Below are 15,906 nucleotides of genomic sequence, written 5' to 3' on the forward strand. Positions count from 1 at the left end.
GGCTGCCTCAATTGGTCTTGGCTTTTTCGTCGCCGGGCAGGATGTATTCCGCACCCTCCCAAGGCGACATGAAGTCGAAGTCACGGAATTCCTGGTTGAGCCGGACCGGCTCGTAGACCACCCGCTTCTTCTCGTCGTCGTAGCGAACCTCGACATAGCCCGTCAGCGGGAAATCCTTGCGCAGCGGATAGCCGTCGAAGCCGTAGTCGGTCAGGATCCGGCGCAGGTCCGGATGACCGGAGAACAGCACGCCGTACATGTCGTAGGTCTCGCGCTCGAACCACTCCGCACCGGCGAACACGTCGATGATGGAGGGAACCGGCGTCTCCTCGTCGGTCGCCACCTTCACGCGGATGCGCAGGTTCTGCTTCGGCGACAGGAAGTGGTAGACCACGTCGAAGCGATTGTCCCGCTGCGGCCAGTCGACGCCGCACAGGTCCGTCAGGTTGACGAACTGGCAGCTGGAGTCGTCGCGCAGGAACCGCACCACCTGGACGATCTCGGAAGACCGTACCAGCAGCGTCAGCTCCCCGTACGCGACGTTGTAGCCGTCGAGGGCATCGCCCAGATGCGCCTGAATGTGTTCGCCAAGCTCGGCGAGCGTCTCGTCCATGATCCTGACCCGTCTAGTCGCTTGCGGGAGGCGTGCCGGCCGGGCCGGCACTCCGCGGGCGGCGTTCAGCGTTCGATCGTTCCGGTGCGGCGGATCTTCTTCTGAAGCAGAAGAACGCCGTAGAGCAGCGCCTCGGCCGTCGGGGGACAGCCGGGAACGTAAATATCGACCGGGACGACCCGGTCGCAGCCGCGCACCACCGAATAGGAGTAGTGGTAGTAGCCGCCGCCATTGGCACACGAGCCCATGGAGATGACGTAGCGCGGCTCCGGCATCTGGTCGTAGACCTTGCGCAGGGCCGGAGCCATCTTGTTGGTCAGCGTGCCGGCGACGATCATCACGTCCGACTGGCGCGGTGAGGCGCGCGGCGCGAAGCCGAAGCGCTCGGCGTCATAGCGCGGCATCGACATCTGCATCATCTCGACCGCGCAACAGGCGAGGCCGAAGGTCATCCACATGAGCGAGCCGGTGCGCGCCCACTGGATCAGATTGTCGGTCGCGGTGACGACGAAGCCCTTGTCGGCCAGTTCGTCGTTGATGTCCATGAAGAACGGATCGTTGGCCCCGACAGGCTTGCCGGTGGCCGGATCCAGGATGCCCTTCGGAGCCTGGGCGATGAGCGGCTGCTGCGACGTCAGTCCCATTCCAGGGCCCCCTTCTTCCATTCGTAGATGAAGCCGACGGTCAGCACGCCGAGGAAGGCCATCATCGACCAGAATCCGTACCAGCCGAGGTCACCGAACGCGATCGCCCAGGGGAACAGGAATGCCACTTCGAGATCGAAGATGATGAACAGCAGCGCGACCAGATAGAAGCGGATGTCGAACTTCATGCGCGCATCGTCGAAGGCGTTGAAGCCGCACTCGTAGGCCGACAGCTTTTCCGAATCGGGATTCTTGTAGGCGAGCAGGAACGGCGAAACCAAAAGCGCGAGGCCGATGACGAGCGATACCCCGATGAAGACGAGGATCGGAACGTAATCTCTCAGGAGCTCTTCCATGTCCTAATGTCCTTCCGCCGGGCCATTTTCGCTGCCGGAACCCTGTGTTCCATGCAACGTGTCCGGCCGCGCGACGCGCAGCCGGTCCCTCTATCCCGGCGATTGCGGCGGATGCGCGTGGAGGCACGCTCCCGCCAGTGCCCATGGGGCACGCTTAGCCCACGCACAAACGCAACGCAAGTCCGACGACGGTGTAATTGAAAGCGGTTTTTTGCAGGCGCGAAGGACCCCTGCGTCAGTTGTCGCCCGAAAGCGGCGGGCCGCCCGCGGGCAGGCGCTTTGCAATGGCCGGCCATTCCTTCAGGAAGGCCGCGCGGGCGCGCCGGCCCGGCGAGCCGCGCTTGCGCGTCTCGTCCTGCACCAGCCGCACGAAGACCAGCCGCCGCCCCTCGCCCGCGCCCTTCGCCTCGGCCCAGCCGACGAACCAGCCATAGCCGCGCGAGCGGTCGAAACTGCCGTCCGCGCGCCGCGGATAGGCCCCGCCCGGCTTGCCCGTCAGCGTCCAGCCCGCCCCCGCCTCGTGCGCCGGCAGCAGGGCCTCCGCCTGCGCCTGCGCGCGCTCCGACAGCGGCAGCGTGCGGTTCACGAGCTTGGTGAGAAACAGCGCCTGTTCGCGCCCCGACACCGTCAGCGACGAGGCGATCCAAGCCCGCTCCAGCCCGTTGTCTTCACCCGGATCGCCGGAGAAGTCGGCATTGCCGAAGCCGAGCGCGCTTGTGCGCTGCTCCAGCACCGCACGGCCGAGCTGCCTTGCCATGCGCTGCGAGTACCAGACGACGGAATGCTCCATCCAGTGAAGAGGATCGACGTCGCCGCGCCAGGCATCGCCGCCCCAGTCGACTTCGCCCCTGGCCCAGGTCCAGACCGGGGAATGCGCGCCGTCCAGGACGCCTTCCTCGTAGCCGATGGCCGCGAGCGGCACCTTGAAGGTGGAAGCCGGCGTGACGCGCGCGGCGCAGTCGCCCTCCTCCAGCAACACGGAGCGGGTCTGCGATTCGATCACCATCGTGCACAGGACCCCGGCCTGCGCCGGCGCAGCAGCCGCTCCCATGACCGGAACCAGAACTGCAAATGCCGCGCCCGTGATCCGTGCCATCGATGCCCCCTCCCCGTTCGTTCCCGAAAGCTTGGCCCGAAAGCTTTGCCCGAAGTCTTGGCCCGAAGTCTTGGAAAGGCGAGCCCGCCACGCAAATGGTGCGACAATGTGTCGGCCCGCTTGCTTGTGCACAGGAGAGACGAAACCGCGCTACGCAAGGCGAAGACGCGGCCCGAAGGCCTGTCCGTCGCCCTGGCGTCCGGTCTGGATAAGTCTGGACTGTCAGGAGAAAGAAAGGGGCGAGTGGCGCGAGTGACGGGGCTCGAACCCGCGACCTCCGGCGTGACAGGCCGGCACTCTAACCAACTGAGCTACACCCGCTCGCCCGCTTCGCATTGCTGCGAAAGGCTCCCGTAAAAGGTGAGTGGCGCGAGTGACGGGGCTCGAACCCGCGACCTCCGGCGTGACAGGCCGGCACTCTAACCAACTGAGCTACACCCGCTCACCTCATGGCGACGCTTGGCCGCCGGGAGTGGCGGTGATGTACGGCGAGCCGCGCGTCAAGTCAAGCGCAAGCGGCCGCTCATGTGACGATTGTGCAAAGAGCCTTTGCCTCCCGCCCTCCCCGCTTGTGGAAAACGAAAACGGACGCGCCGGGTGGGCGCGTCCGCTGCAACGTTTCTGCCCGCCGCAATGGCGCGGCAAAGGCGAAATCCCTTACAGGCTCGCGAGATACTTCATCGGGTCGACCGGCTTGTTGCCCCGGCGCAGCTCGAAATGGAGCTGCGGCTGGCTCACCGAGCCGCTGGAGCCGGCCTTGGCGATGGTCTGGCCGCGCTGCACGCCGTCGCCGCGCTTGACCAGCAGCGAGCTGTTATGGGCATAGGCGGAGACCCAGCCGTCGTCGTGGCGCACCAGCACCAGGTTGCCGAAGCCCTTCAGCTCGTTGCCCGAGTAGATCACCGTGCCGTCCTCGACCGCCTTGATCTCGGTGCCTTCCGGCAGGGCCAGGTTGATTCCATCGTTATGCGCGCCGCCCGGCTTGGGGCCGAACTCGGAGATGATCCGCCCGCGCGCCGGCCAGCGGAAGCGCCGCTCGCCGGTTGCCGCCGGCTCCGGCGAGGTCTCGCGGGACACGGCGATCGGCGCGGTCGGCGCCGGCTCGTCGCGCGCCACGGCGGGGCGCGCCGGCGTCTTCGGGGTGGATGCTGCCGGCTGGCTCGGCCGGCTGGACAGTGCCGCCGGCTTGCGCTTGGGCTGCGCGGCAAGGCCGGCATTGCCCGGCTGCGGCGTGGTCAGGGAGGCGACGCGAACCTGCGCGCCGGGCTTGGCCTGCGGACGCGGCGCGCCGGCAAGGCCGGCCCCGGCCGGGATCGATCCGGTGACGGTCGGCGAGCCGCCGGCCGCCGGCAGGCGCGTCGTCGGCTGCGAGGGCACCGCGGAGGCGATGTTCGGCGCCCCGTGCGAATAGGTCGGGATGGTCACGCGCTGGCCGGCGGCGAAGCTGCCGTTGGCGTCGGTGCCGTTGATCTCGCCCAGCACGTGCTGGGGAATGCCGTAGCGCCGCGACAGGCTGGCGACCGTATCGCCCTGGCGTGCGGTGATCTGGGTGGCGCCGGCCGTCGTCCAGCCGCGCACCGTGCGCACCTCGCCGGACGGGGCCGCCGGGGCGGGAACCGCTCGCGGCGCACTCGTGGCTGCCGGCACGCCGGCATAGGTGCCGGAGGTCGTCGGCGTGCTGGTCCGCGCCGAGCCGATGGAGCCGGTCGAGACCTGCCGGTTTGCAGCCGTCGGCGGCGGCAGCGTCGAGCGCTGGACGGCGCCGGTGGAGGCGCCGGTGGACTGGCGCGGCCCGGCCGCGACACTGTCGAAGCTCGGCTGCGACTTGCTGCCCAGCATCGCGCGCTGATTGTCGGTATTGCCGGTGAAGATCGGATCCTCGAACCGCTCGACGCCGCCGCTGCAGGCTCCCGCGAGCGCGGCGAGCACGATCACGATGGCGGTCTGCGTAAGCAGTCGGGAGGAAGGGCGAAGAACCTGCATTGTCATGGCGCTACTCGGACTGAAGACACCTGAAATCATGATGTCGATTAAATGCCGGTAACGTTGATAAAGACTTAAAGTCGCGCCCCGCCCGTAAACCAATTTGCGTTTTCGTGCCGGAAATCTCCGGCCGGCCTGCATCCGCGCTCCATGCCGGCCGCCGATTACAGCCGGCTCGCCGTCCCTTCCACCAGCGGCACGAATCGCACCTCGGCCAGCACCTTTTCGGAAATGCGCCCGCCCTGCTTCTCCACCAGCACCAGTTCCTGCACGCTGCCCTTGGGCCCGCGCGGCATGATCAGCTTGCCGCCCTCGGCCAGCTGATCGAGCAGCACCTTGGGGATCTCCGGTCCGGCGGCCGTCACGATGATCCGGTCATAGGGCGCATGCTCGGCCAGGCCCTCCAGCCCGTCGCCGTGATGCACGCGCACGCTGGTGATGCGCAGCGAGGCCAGCCGCTCGCGCGCCAGGTCGACAAGGGTGCGGTAGCGCTCGATGCTGTGCACCTCCCCCGCCATCAGGCCGAGGATCGCCGCCTGGAAGCCGGAGCCGGTGCCGACCTCCAGCACCTTGTGCGCCGGGCCGATATCCAGCGCATCGGTCATCCGCACCACGAGGCTCGGCTGGGAGATGGTCTGGCCGCACTCGATCGGCAGCGCCGTATCCTCGCCCGAATGCCGCTGCATCGCGGCGGACAGAAACAGGCGCCGCGGCACGCGCTCGATGGCGGAGAGCAGCCTTGTGTTGCGGATGCCTTGCGAGCGCAGGCGCAGGATCAGCGCGGCCGTCGCTTCGCGGTCGGCCTCGGCCTGCCGTTCGGCGGCGCTGCGCATGTCCTCTCCGTCGGCCGGCCAGCCATCGTCTCGGCCATCGCCGTTGTCGCTCACCAGCCCCTCCCTCGGCCATCGCTGGCCGGAGACGCGAAACCGCGCCTTTAGCCCAGCAGGTCTTTCAGTTCGCCGAGCAGGTCGTGCGCCGTCAAGTCCAGCTTCAGCGGCGTCACCGAAATGCGGTTGTGCACCAGAGCGGACAGGTCGGTGTCGCGCGGCGGATCCTCGTCCGCATTGCGGAAGCCGAGCCAGTAATAGGGCACGCCGCGCCCGTCGGTGCGCGCATCGACGCCGAGCTCGCTCACCTTGCGCTTGCCCTGCCGCGTCACCTCGACGCCCTCGACCTCGTCCGGCGCGCAAGGCGGGAAGTTGAGATTGAGCAGCGTGTCGGGCGGGAAGCTGAAGCCGAGCAGCCGCTCGATCAGCTTCGGCGCATGGGAGATCGCGCAGGAATAGTCGGCGCGCGCGCCCTTCGACCAGGCAACGCCCTGGGACAGCGCGATGGAGCGGATGCCCATCAGCGTGCCTTCCATGGCGCCGGCGATGGTGCCGGAATAGGTCACGTCGTCGGCCGCGTTCTGGCCCCGGTTGACGCCCGACAGGATCAGGTCCGGCCGCTTGTCGGTCAGGATCTCGCGCACGCCCATGATGACGCAGTCGGTCGGCGTGCCGCGCACGGAGTAGCGGCGCTCGCCCATCTCGCGCAGGCGCAGCGGGTCGTGCAGGGTCAGCGAGTGCGCCACGCCGCTCTGGTCGGTCTCGGGCGCCACCACCCACACGTCGTCGCTCAGTTCCCCGGCGATCTGCTCCAGCGCGGCAAAGCCGGCTGCGTGGATGCCGTCGTCGTTCGTCAGCAGAATGCGCATCAAAGCCCCTCGATCGTCTCGATGCCGCCCATATAGGGCCTCAGCGCCTCGGGCACCGTGATGCTGCCGTCCGCGTTCTGGTAGTTTTCAAGGACCGCGATCAGCGCGCGGCCGACCGCAATGCCCGAGCCGTTCAGCGTGTGGACGAACTTCAGGCCCTTCTCGCCCTGCGGGCGGAAGCGCGCGTTCATGCGCCGGGCCTGGAAGTCGCCGCAGACCGAGCAGCTGGAAATCTCGCGATAGGCGTTCTGCCCCGGCAGCCAGACCTCGATGTCGTAGGTCTTGCGCGCGCCGAAGCCCATATCGCCGGCCGACAGCGCCATCACCCGGTACGGCAGGCCGAGCCGCTTCAGCACTTCCTCGGCGCAGCCGGTCATCCGCTCCAGCTCGTCGAGCGATGCGTCCGGGTGCGTCACCGACACCAGCTCGCATTTCCAGAACTGGTGCTGGCGCAGCATGCCGCGCACGTCGCGCCCGGCAGACCCCGCTTCCGAGCGGAAGCACGGGGTCAGCGCGGTCACGCGCAAGGGCAGGTCCGCCTCGTCCAGCGTCTCGCCGGCCACCATGTTGGTCAGCGGCACCTCGGCGGTCGGGATCAGCCAGCGCCCGTCGGTGGTCTTGAACAGGTCCTCGGCGAACTTCGGCAGCTGCGAGGTGCCGTAGAGCGCCTCGTCGCGCACCAGCAGCGGCGGCGACACTTCCATATAGCCGTGCTCGCCGGTCTGCAGGTCCAGCATGAACTGGCCGAGCGCCCGCTCCAGCCGGGCCAGCCGGCCCTGCAGCATGACGAAACGCGCGCCGGCAATGCGCGCGGCCCGCTCGAAGGCGAGGCCCGGCAGCGCGCCGGCGATCTCGAAATGCTCTTTGGGGGTGAAGTCGAGGCTGCGCGGCGTGCCGACACGGCGCAGTTCGACATTGTCGCTCTCGTCCTTGCCGTCCGGCACGTCGTCATGCGGCATGTTGGGCAGCACGGACAGGGCGTCCTGCAGCTCGGCATCGATCTGCCGCTCCTGCTCCTCGCCCTGCTGGATCTTCGCCTTGAGGCTCGCCACCTCGTCGATCACCGCCTGCGCGGCCTGCTCGTCACCGGAGGCCTTGGCCCTGCCGATCTCGCGCGAGGCGGCGTTACGGCGCTCCTGCGCCTGCTGCAGCTCGGCGACGAGCGCCCGCCGCCGGTCGTCGATGGCGATCAGCCGCGCCGCCTGCGGCTCCAGTCCGCGCCGGTCCATGGCGCGGTCGAAAGCCGCGGCATTGTCGCGGATCCACTTGATGTCGAACATGAGAAACCCCGGGATTGCTGCCGGCGCGCCGGAATGGCAGATCGTCGGTCGCGGCCCGGATCAGGTCTCCGCCTCGGCGGCCTCCCGCTCGGCCCGCTTCTTCTCGACCAGCCTGACGCAGATGATCGACACTTCGTAGAGAAGCAGTGTGGGAAGTGCAAGACCGATCTGGCTGATCGGATCCGGCGGCGTCAGCACCGCCGCCGCGATGAAGGCGATGACGATGGCGTATTTGCGCTTGGTCCGCAGCCCCTCGGCCGTGACCAGCCCGACGCGGCCGAGCAGCGTCAGCAGCACCGGCAGCTGGAACACCAGGCCGAAGGCGAAGATCAGCGTCATGATGAGGCCGAGATACTCGCTCACCCGCGCCATCAGCTGGATCTTGGCCGTGCCGCCCGTTCCGTCCTGCTCCATCGACAGGAAGAAGCCCATGGCCAGCGGCATCACCATGAAGAAGACCAGCGAGGCGCCGATGGCGAACAGCACCGGCGTCGCGAAGAGGAACGGCAGGAACGCGCCGCGCTCATGCTTGTAGAGCCCCGGCGCCACGAACATGTAGAGCTGGCCGGCGATCACCGGGAAGGCGATGAACAGCGCGCCGAAAAAGGCGAGCTTCAGCTGGGTGAAGAACAGCTCCTGCGGCGCGGTGTAGATCATCTCCACCGGGTGTCCGGCGGCATTCTCGTAAGGGATGACGAGGATGTTGTAGATGTCCTGCGCGAAGTAGAAGCACACGATGAACGCAAGGAGCGTCGCAATCACCGATCTCAGCAATCGGCTGCGCAATTCGATCAAGTGTTCGATGAGCGGCGCCTTCGAGGCGTCGATGTCTTCCTGGCTCATGCCGTCCTGTCACTCGCCGTGTTGGCCGTGCCGCTCTCGCCCGGCGTTGCGGAACCCGGTGTCGCCGGGGTCTTTGATGCCGGAGCTCCCGCCGCCGCAGCCTGGGCCGCCTGCGCCTGGGGCGCCGGCCCGGTGCCGGTCTCGGATGCGCCCGCCGGCGTCGTGCTTTTCCCGCCCGCCTCGTCCGCCGGCTTGGCCGCCGCCGTGTCGGCGGGCTTGGCCTCGGCCGGCTTCGGCGGCTTGCGATCCGTCTCGATGGATTTCTTGATGTCGCCGAGCGGATCGAAATTCGCCGCCTTCTCGACCTGCTTCTTCATGTCGGCGATGTCGGCCTGCTGTTCGGCCTCGCGCAGCGCCTCGTTGAAGGTCGACTGGAACTCGCCGGCCATCCGCCGCACCTTGCCGATCGTCTGGCCGAAGGTGCGCAGCATCCGCGGCAGGTCCTTCGGCCCGACGACAAGGATCATGACGACCGCGACAACAAGCAGTTCCGTCCAGCCGATATCGAACATGTCGATCCGTCTTCCGCGTTCGAAGGGTCAGTGTCCGCATCCGCACGCCGCCCGCGAAGGGGCGGCATGGCGCAGGCGTCCGGCTCGTCCGGCGCTCAGCCCGCCTGGGACTTGTCCTCGGACTTGCTGGTGACCACGGTCTCGTCGGCCTTGTGATCGATCGTCTTGCGGCTGGCGGCGGTGTCCGTCTCGGCCTCGTCGTCCTCGTTGAGCCCCTTCTTGAAGCTCTTGATGCCCTTGGCGACGTCGCCCATGAGCTCGGAGATCTTGCCGCGGCCGAACAGCAGAACAACGATCACCGCGATGATCAGGATCTGCCAAATGCTGATACCCATACGCCCAACTCCCTGGTCTTCCGGTGCACGCGCTCCGGCGCGGCACTATTGCAACAAAGCGGTCGCCACCGCAACCGGACCCTTGCGGCCCTATTCCCCGCTTTCGCGCGGGAAGGCGATCACGTCTCTGGCATCGAGGCGCACCCCGACATCCATGCCGACGGCGAAGCGCCCGCCGTCGCGAATCCTTGCGTGGAGCGGCAGGTCGAGCCCCTCCACCGCCACCTCGACGAGATCGACCTCGCCGATGAACCGCCGGCGCATGATGCGCCCGACTTGCCCCTCGCCCGGCTCGCCGAGCAGGATGCCTTGCGGGCGCACGCAGACGTCGACTTCCATGCCGCGGACGATGCCCTCGGCCGGAAAGCGGCCGAACAGCGTCTCCACCTCGTTGTCGCGCGCGCTCGCCTCCAGCTCGTTCAGCTCGGAGAAGAAGCGCGCCGCGAACATGTCGACGGGCCGGTTGTAGAGATCGTCGGCGCTGCCGACCTGCACCAGCCGGCCCTTGCGCATCAGGGCGATGCGGTCGCCCATGCGCATCGCCTCTTCCGGGTCGTGGGTGACCATCACGCAGGTCGCCCGCGTCTCGCGCAGCACCGCCAGCGTCTCGTCGCGCACCGTGTCGCGCAGCCGCCGGTCGAGGCCGGAGAACGGCTCGTCCATCAACAGCACGCCCGGCCGCGGCGCAATCGCGCGGGCCAGCGCCACGCGCTGCTGCTCGCCGCCCGACAGGGCGTGCGGGTGATCGCCCGCATGCGAGGCGAGCCCCACCCGGGTCAGCGCCGTCAGGGCGGTCTGACGTGCTTCATTGCGGCCCATATGCGTCAGCCCGAAGGCGACGTTTTCGGCAATCGTCAGATGCGGGAACAGCGCATAATCCTGGAACATCAGGCCGACGCCGCGCCGCTCCGGCGGCAGGAACACCTGCGGTCCGGCCACCTCGCGCTCATTGATTAGCACCCGCCCCGACGACTGGCGCTCCACCCCGGCGGCGATGCGCAGCAAGGTGGTCTTGCCGCAACCCGAATGGCCGAGCAGGCACAGCACCTCGCCCGGCTCCACGGTCAGCGAGACCGAGCGCACGGCCGCCAGGTGACCGTAGGAATGGCTCACGGCCTCGAAGCTCAGCCGCGCCGCGATGGTCGCGCCGGCCGTGCCGCGCGTGCCCCAGCGCCGGACCGGCGCCTCGGCCTGCCTTGCGTCAATCGTCGCGGTCATGGTGCGGCTCGTCTTCGTCTTGCATCAAATCGAACAATTCAGCCTCGTCGATCGGGTCTTCCTCGTCCCGAAGGTCCGAGGAATCGTCAGGCACCGGCACGGTGAACCCGGCCGGCACGGCGCTGTCGAGCAGGCCGGAGCCCTTCAGTTCCTCGAGCCCCGGCAGGTCGCCGACCGAAGTCAGCATGAAATGCTCCAGGAATCCTTCCGTCGTGCCGTAGGTCACCGGCCGTCCCGGCGTCCTTCGCCGCCCGCGCATGCGGATCCAGCCGGTTTCCATCAGCACGTCGAGCGTGCCCTTCGAGGTCGACACGCCGCGGATCTCCTCGATCTCCGCCCGCGTCACCGGCTGGTGATAGGCGATGATCGCCAGCGTCTCCAGCGCGGCGCGCGAAAGCTTGCGATCCTCCACCTGCTCGCGCGCCAGCAGATAGGCGAGATCCTCGGCCGTGCGAAATCCGAATTTTCCGCCGATTTCCACAACATTCACGCCGCGGGTCGCATAGGCGCGGCGAAGCGTGTCTATCAAGGCGCGAACGTTGGTGCCGGCCGGCAACCTTGCCGCGATCTCCTCGACGCTGAGCAGGTCGCGCGAGGCGAAGAGCAGCGCTTCCGCCATGCGCAGTCCGCTTTCCGGCGAGGGTTCGGGCATTGCCTGCAGGTCGTCGAGCGGCAACTCGCCGTCCGTTTCGTCCCGCACTACCTCGTCGCCCTGCGCTGCCTGCTCCCGGCCGCTCGTCACGTCACGCCTCGTTCTCTTCGCCGGTTTCCGGCGCTGGCGCCCCCTCGGCGGGTCCGCGCTCGCCCGGATCGGGCCTGCGTCTCAGGTAGAGCGGGGCGAACGGCTCTGCCTGGCGCAATTCAAGCTCTCCCTCGCGCACGAGTTCGAGACTTGCCGAAAAGGTGCTGGCCCGCACGGTGCTCGCCTTGCTGCCATCACCGATATACTTCGACAGATAGGCATCCAGAGGCATCCAGTCCATATGCAATCCGACAATCCGCATCAGCAGGTCGCGCGCTTCCTGCAGCGACCAGACGGTGCGCCGGCGCACCTGGACGGAGGTGACGGAGGTCCGCTGGCGCTGCGCCGCATAGGCGATGAGCAAGTCGTAGAGCGTCGCCGACCAGGCGCTGCGCCGGGCAATCGACACCGCCTCGGGCCGTCCCCTCGCGAAGATGTCCCGGCCCAGCCGGTTGCGGTTCATCAGCTTTTCCGCCGCCTTGCGCATCGCCTCCAGCCGCCGCAGGCGAAAGGCCAGCGCTGCCGCCATCTCCTCGCCGGAGAGCTGGTCCTCTTCCTTCTGCTCGGGGATCAGCAGCCGCGATTTCAGGTAGGCGAGCCAGGCCGCCATCACCAGATAGTCGGCCGCCAGCTCCAGCCGCAGCCGCCGCGCCTCGGCGACGAATTCCAGATACTGCTCGACCAATGCCAGGATCGAGATGCGGGCGAGATCGACCTTCTGCTTGCGGGCGAGCGTCAGCAGCAGGTCGAGCGGCCCTTCGAAGCCGTCGACATCCACCACCAGCGCCGGGTCCGTCGTCGCGCGGTCAGACGCAACGCTTGCCGGATCCGGATCCTCGAAAAAGGTGTCCTGCACCCCTGCCCCCAGCTGCCTCGCCCGAACCGCCCGGATCGGTCGCCGGGCCGGACTTTGTCAGGGTTCCCTTTTAGGACAGAGCGCGCGCCTCCGCCAGCAAGGCGTCGAATTCGGCGCGCGCTGCCCGCCGATCGAGCGGCGCCGGTTGCGGCACTGCCCGCAGCGCCGCCTGCGCCCGTTCCAGCGCCTTGCCCGACAGGTCCGGGCTCGCGCCGGCCACCGCGACCATCTCCGCCATCTCGCCGTTGCAGTGGAGCGCCATGTCGCAGCCGGCGGCAAACAACAGCTCCACCCGCTCGCCCACCTCGCCGCCGAGCGCCTTCATCGACAGGTCGTCGCTCATGAGCAGCCCGTCGAAGCCGATGGCCCCGCGCACGATCTTCTCGATCACCCGCGCCGACTGGGTGGCCGGGCGCTCGGGGTCGACCGCGGTGAAGATGACATGCGCGGTCATCCCGAGCGGCAGGTCGGCAAGCGCCCGAAACGGCGCGAAATCCGTCTCCTCCAGCTCGGCCAGTCCCGCCTCCACCACCGGCAGATGATAGTGGCTGTCCACCGTCGCCCGGCCGTGACCCGGCATGTGCTTGATCACCGGCAGCACGCCGGCCGCCAGCAGCCCGTCGGCAAAGGCCCGGCCGATGGCCGCGACCTCCTCTGGCCCTGCGGCATAGGCGCGGTCGCCGATGGCATCGCTCGTCCCGGCCACCGGCACGTCGAGGATCGGCGCGCAGTCGACGGTGATGCCCATCTCGAGCAGGTCCGTGCCGATCAGCTGGCCGCCGAGAAACGCGGCCCGCAGGCCCGCCTCGCGGTTGGTGGCAAGCAGCTGCCCGTAGATCGCCCCGGCCGGATAGTCGCCGACCAGCGGCGGGCGCAGGCGGCGCACCCGGCCGCCCTCCTGGTCGATCAGCACCGGTGCATCCGCCCGCCCGACGCATTCGCGGAAGTCGGCGCACAGCGCGGCGATCTGCTCGGCGGACTGGCAGTTGCGGCCGAACAGGATCAGGCCCCAGGGCTGCTCGCGCGCCAGGAACGCCCGCTCCTCCTCGCTCAAGGAGAGGCTGGAACACCCGGTGATGAAGGCCTTGGTCATCGGCTGGAAATCCCGTGTCGTCCCGGCCGCCTCAAAGCGCCGGTCATTGGGTGGAAGGTTCGCGTGTCGCGAAAACGGGCGGCCCGTCGTCCGGTCCGCCCGCTTGCAATTCTGTCCTCTCGCCGCAAGGGCGCGGCCCGTCAGTTCCGGCGCACGAAGCAGTCGCCGCCGGCCGCCTTCAGCCGCTCGCAGAGCGAGATCGCATCGTCGCGCGAGGAGGTCGGGATGCGCACCCGGTAGAAGGTGCCGCGGTCGCCGAGATCCGCGCGCTCGATCACCGGCGAGACGCCGCCGAGCACCGCGCCGTAGCGCCGCTGCAGGTCGCCGAAGGCCGCCTGCGCCTGTTCCTGTGTCCGCTGCGACGACACCTGCACGATATAGGTGCCGGCCGGGATCGTGCCGGTGGCCGGGGCGGAGGCCTGCGTTGCCGCCGGCTGCTGCGGCTGGGCCGGGGCTGCCGGCGCCGGCGTCGTGCGCGGCGCCTGAGCGGTCAGGTCGAGCGGCGCCTGCGTATTGCGGGCAGGTTCCGCCTGACGCGGGGCAGCCGCATTGGCCGCCAGCGTGTCGATGTCGCCCGGCTTGGTCCGCGGCACATTGGGGCCGGTCGGGTCGGTGCCCGCGGTCTCGGTACCGCCGGTCGCCGGTGCCGGCGTCTGGCCCGGTGTCTGGGTCGAAAGATCGCCCGACAGCTGGTTCGCCGCCCCGTTGGCCGCCCCATTCGCGGCCTGTCCGGCCGCGTCCAGCGTCGAGGTCAGCTGGTTCTGCGCGCCCTCGCCCGCACCGCTGGTGATCGGCGTGGTCGAGACCTGGCGCACGCCGTTCGCGTCGGTCGCCGGCTGTCCGTTCGCCGTTGCCGGCTCCTCGGGGCCGCTGCCGGGAATGCGTGCCGTGTCGGTTGCAGCGCCCGGCGCATCGCCGGAAATGATGGTGCCGTCGGGACGCACGACGACCGTGCGCACCTTGCGCGGCCCGGACGAAATGCCCGGCGAGCCGTCCGCGTCGTCGTTTCCGGTCAGCGGAGCCGGCGGCAACGAGGCCACCGGGGTCTCGTCCTGCAGCACGAGGCGTTCGTCGCCGTCGCTGCCGACGCGGTCGTAGATCAGCTTGTTCTGGCCATCGCTCGAGGAGGTCTGGCTGTCGGGATAGACCTTCAGGTCCTCGCCGTCGGCGGTGATCACCGGCGGCGGGCCGGACATCTCGTCGCCGCCCAGGTTGGTCAGCGCGAAAACGCCCCCGCCCAGCACCACGACGCCGAGCACGGCGGCTGCAACATAGAGCCCGCGCTTCGACTTGGCGGCCGGCTCGGCCGCCTCCTGCTCGCGCTCCGAATGCGGCGGCAGCACGCCGTGGCCGCCGAGCTGCGGATCGCCCTCGCGCATGGCCTGCGCCACCTCGTCGAGGTCGTAGCCGCCCGGCGGCGGTGGGGCTTCCGCCTCGCCGGCAAAGATGTCGTCGACCGCCTCGTCGTACTCGTCGCGATAGCGCGGCGAGGAAGCGCCTGCCGCCACCGCACCAGCTGCGGCAGCCGTGCCGTAGTGACGTGCACCGGGCGCAGCGCCGAGGCCGAGCAGATCGTCGTCGTCCTCGTCCCGGCGCGCCTCGTAGCCGTCCTGCCCGTAGCCGTCCTGCCCGTAGCCGTCGTCTGTATAGTCGCCCTCTTCGGCATAGTCGTCGGCCGCAGCCTCGGCCGGAGCGCCCGCGCCCCAGGCAGGCTCAGCGGCACGCGGGCCGCGCAGCGCACCGAGCAGCTCGTCCTCCAGCGAGGCGAGCGGATCCGGCGCAGCAGCGGCTGCCGGCGCAGCAGCCTCTTCCGCGGCAAGCTCATCGGCGAAATCGTCTGCGGCGTCCTCGTCGTAATAGCCGGCATCGTCCGCCTGGGTCGCAGACCCTGCCCACAGCTGCGCCGGGGCATAGGCCGGCGCCGCGCGCACCTCGGCAGCGCGCCGGGCATAGGCATCGAGCGGCTGCGCCTCTGGCGCATCCGGCTCGGCATAGTCCTCGTCCGCGTAGCCGTCTTCGGCATAGGCCTCGTTGCCGTAGCCGTCGGCCGGTTCGGCCGCATAGTCGTCCTCGGCGTAGGGCTGGCGGGCATAAGGGTCTTGCGGATCGACCAGTCTCTCGTCGACCAGTCCCTCGTCGACCAGCGCGCGGTCGGCATAGACCTCGTCCACATAGGGCTGCGGGGCCAAGGTCTCCGTCTCGCGGCGATCCTGCGGGAAACTGTCGTCGGCGAGCGCCTCCGCCTCGTCCTGCGGATAGCCCTCATGCGGGTCTTCGTAGGCCTGCCCCTGATAGTCCTGGGGCTTCTCGTAGGTCTCGGGCGCATAGGTGCCGAAATCGTCGGACAGCCCGGCCTCGAGCTCGCGCGCCCACGCTTCGTGGTCGATCAGGTCGCGCGAGGCGTCGTAGCTGGTCTGGCCACTGGTCTGGCCACCGCCCTGAACGGCCGGCGCCTCGCCTTCGGTGCCGAGCGCGACCGGGCGGTAGCGGGCATTGCCCTCGCTGACGATGCGCGCCAGCTCGACGAGCGGATCCTCTTCGAACCCGGCATCGTCCCCGGACTGGCCAGCATCCGCCTGGTATCGATCGCCGCGCTGGTCCTGGACCGGAGTGTTCGAGCGACTGGACATGGTGCTAGG

General features: G+C 69.0%; 16 protein-coding genes and 2 tRNA genes. All 18 read right to left on the reverse strand.

Annotated features, from left to right (window positions below):
- Nucleotides 1-7: 7 nt before the first annotated feature.
- Entirely contained in the window at nucleotides 8-613 is a 606-nt protein-coding gene (locus GH266_RS01960; protein ID WP_158192395.1) for an NADH-quinone oxidoreductase subunit C, read from the reverse strand.
- A 65-nt stretch (nucleotides 614-678) separates the two neighbouring features.
- A complete protein-coding gene (locus GH266_RS01965) occupies nucleotides 679-1,257 on the reverse strand; it encodes a NuoB/complex I 20 kDa subunit family protein (RefSeq protein WP_067215347.1) in 579 nt (192 codons plus the stop codon).
- Nucleotides 1,248-1,613, reverse strand: a complete 366-nt coding sequence (locus GH266_RS01970; RefSeq protein ID WP_158192396.1) for an NADH-quinone oxidoreductase subunit A — start codon at nucleotides 1,611-1,613, stop codon at nucleotides 1,248-1,250. Before GH266_RS01970 ends, GH266_RS01965 begins: the two co-directional genes overlap by 10 nt.
- A 235-nt stretch (nucleotides 1,614-1,848) precedes the next feature.
- A complete protein-coding gene (locus GH266_RS01975; protein ID WP_158192397.1) occupies nucleotides 1,849-2,709 on the reverse strand; it encodes a penicillin-binding transpeptidase domain-containing protein in 861 nt (286 codons plus the stop codon).
- Between the two features lie 244 nt (nucleotides 2,710-2,953).
- Nucleotides 2,954-3,030 (reverse strand) — tRNA-Asp (locus GH266_RS01980).
- Nucleotides 3,031-3,074: 44 nt separating this feature from the next.
- Nucleotides 3,075-3,151 (reverse strand) — tRNA-Asp (locus tag GH266_RS01985).
- Between the two features lie 215 nt (nucleotides 3,152-3,366).
- On the reverse strand, nucleotides 3,367-4,698 hold the full coding sequence (locus GH266_RS01990) for a M23 family metallopeptidase (protein ID WP_199270425.1): 1,332 nt from the start codon (nucleotides 4,696-4,698) through the stop codon (nucleotides 3,367-3,369).
- Nucleotides 4,699-4,856: 158 nt separating this feature from the next.
- On the reverse strand, nucleotides 4,857-5,579 hold the full coding sequence (locus GH266_RS01995) for a protein-L-isoaspartate(D-aspartate) O-methyltransferase (RefSeq protein ID WP_244953761.1): 723 nt from the start codon (nucleotides 5,577-5,579) through the stop codon (nucleotides 4,857-4,859).
- Between the two features lie 47 nt (nucleotides 5,580-5,626).
- Nucleotides 5,627-6,388, reverse strand: coding sequence for a 5'/3'-nucleotidase SurE (surE, locus tag GH266_RS02000; RefSeq protein WP_158192398.1), 762 nt, complete (start codon nucleotides 6,386-6,388; stop codon nucleotides 5,627-5,629).
- Nucleotides 6,388-7,668, reverse strand: coding sequence for a serine--tRNA ligase (serS, locus tag GH266_RS02005; RefSeq protein WP_158192399.1), 1,281 nt, complete (start codon nucleotides 7,666-7,668; stop codon nucleotides 6,388-6,390). The genes surE and serS overlap by 1 nt, the downstream gene beginning before the upstream one ends.
- Before the next feature lie 60 nt (nucleotides 7,669-7,728).
- Entirely contained in the window at nucleotides 7,729-8,511 is a 783-nt protein-coding gene (gene tatC / locus GH266_RS02010) for a twin-arginine translocase subunit TatC (protein ID WP_158192400.1), read from the reverse strand.
- A complete protein-coding gene (tatB, locus tag GH266_RS02015) occupies nucleotides 8,508-9,023 on the reverse strand; it encodes a Sec-independent protein translocase protein TatB (protein WP_158192401.1) in 516 nt (171 codons plus the stop codon). The genes tatC and tatB overlap by 4 nt, the downstream gene beginning before the upstream one ends.
- A 95-nt stretch (nucleotides 9,024-9,118) precedes the next feature.
- Nucleotides 9,119-9,358 carry a twin-arginine translocase TatA/TatE family subunit gene (locus GH266_RS02020; RefSeq protein ID WP_158192402.1) on the reverse strand — a complete coding sequence of 80 codons (240 nt, stop codon included), beginning with the start codon at nucleotides 9,356-9,358 and terminating at the stop codon, nucleotides 9,119-9,121.
- Between the two features lie 90 nt (nucleotides 9,359-9,448).
- The gene (locus tag GH266_RS02025; RefSeq protein ID WP_158192403.1) at nucleotides 9,449-10,576 is read right to left on the reverse strand and encodes an ABC transporter ATP-binding protein; all 1,128 of its coding nucleotides are present in this window, start codon (nucleotides 10,574-10,576) and stop codon (nucleotides 9,449-9,451) included.
- A complete protein-coding gene (scpB, locus tag GH266_RS02030; protein WP_158196007.1) occupies nucleotides 10,560-11,228 on the reverse strand; it encodes an SMC-Scp complex subunit ScpB in 669 nt (222 codons plus the stop codon). Before scpB ends, GH266_RS02025 begins: the two co-directional genes overlap by 17 nt.
- Nucleotides 11,229-11,319: 91 nt before the next feature.
- Nucleotides 11,320-12,174, reverse strand: coding sequence for a segregation and condensation protein A (locus GH266_RS02035; RefSeq protein WP_199270426.1), 855 nt, complete (start codon nucleotides 12,172-12,174; stop codon nucleotides 11,320-11,322).
- Nucleotides 12,175-12,244: 70 nt separating this feature from the next.
- The gene (gene nagZ, locus GH266_RS02040) at nucleotides 12,245-13,267 is read right to left on the reverse strand and encodes a beta-N-acetylhexosaminidase (protein WP_158192404.1); all 1,023 of its coding nucleotides are present in this window, start codon (nucleotides 13,265-13,267) and stop codon (nucleotides 12,245-12,247) included.
- 140 nt (nucleotides 13,268-13,407) lie between these two features.
- Complete coding sequence (locus GH266_RS02045) at nucleotides 13,408-15,897, reverse strand: SPOR domain-containing protein (protein ID WP_158192405.1); 2,490 nt, start codon at nucleotides 15,895-15,897, stop codon at nucleotides 13,408-13,410.
- Nucleotides 15,898-15,906 lie beyond the last annotated feature (9 nt).

The organism is Stappia indica (assembly GCF_009789575.1).
GTDB lineage: Bacteria > Pseudomonadota > Alphaproteobacteria > Rhizobiales > Stappiaceae > Stappia > Stappia indica_A.

Bases quoted from the DNA above. Each gene is read 5' to 3' on its own strand.
- GH266_RS02045 (WP_158192405.1), bottom strand. From the start codon at position 15,897: ATGTCCAGTCGCTCGAACACTCCGGTCCAGGACCAGCGCGGCGATCGA.
- GH266_RS01965 (WP_067215347.1), bottom strand. From the start codon at position 1,257: ATGGGACTGACGTCGCAGCAGCCGCTCATCGCCCAGGCTCCGAAGGGC.
- GH266_RS01960 (WP_158192395.1), bottom strand. From the start codon at position 613: ATGGACGAGACGCTCGCCGAGCTTGGCGAACACATTCAGGCGCATCTG.
- GH266_RS01990 (WP_199270425.1), bottom strand. From the start codon at position 4,698: ATGACAATGCAGGTTCTTCGCCCTTCCTCCCGACTGCTTACGCAGACC.
- GH266_RS01970 (WP_158192396.1), bottom strand. From the start codon at position 1,613: ATGGAAGAGCTCCTGAGAGATTACGTTCCGATCCTCGTCTTCATCGGG.
- GH266_RS02020 (WP_158192402.1), bottom strand. From the start codon at position 9,358: ATGGGTATCAGCATTTGGCAGATCCTGATCATCGCGGTGATCGTTGTT.
- GH266_RS02025 (WP_158192403.1), bottom strand. From the start codon at position 10,576: ATGACCGCGACGATTGACGCAAGGCAGGCCGAGGCGCCGGTCCGGCGC.
- GH266_RS01975 (WP_158192397.1), bottom strand. From the start codon at position 2,709: ATGGCACGGATCACGGGCGCGGCATTTGCAGTTCTGGTTCCGGTCATG.
- serS (WP_158192399.1), bottom strand. From the start codon at position 7,668: ATGTTCGACATCAAGTGGATCCGCGACAATGCCGCGGCTTTCGACCGC.
- tatC (WP_158192400.1), bottom strand. From the start codon at position 8,511: ATGAGCCAGGAAGACATCGACGCCTCGAAGGCGCCGCTCATCGAACAC.
- nagZ (WP_158192404.1), bottom strand. From the start codon at position 13,267: ATGACCAAGGCCTTCATCACCGGGTGTTCCAGCCTCTCCTTGAGCGAG.
- tatB (WP_158192401.1), bottom strand. From the start codon at position 9,023: ATGTTCGATATCGGCTGGACGGAACTGCTTGTTGTCGCGGTCGTCATG.
- surE (WP_158192398.1), bottom strand. From the start codon at position 6,388: ATGCGCATTCTGCTGACGAACGACGACGGCATCCACGCAGCCGGCTTT.
- scpB (WP_158196007.1), bottom strand. From the start codon at position 11,228: ATGCCCGAACCCTCGCCGGAAAGCGGACTGCGCATGGCGGAAGCGCTG.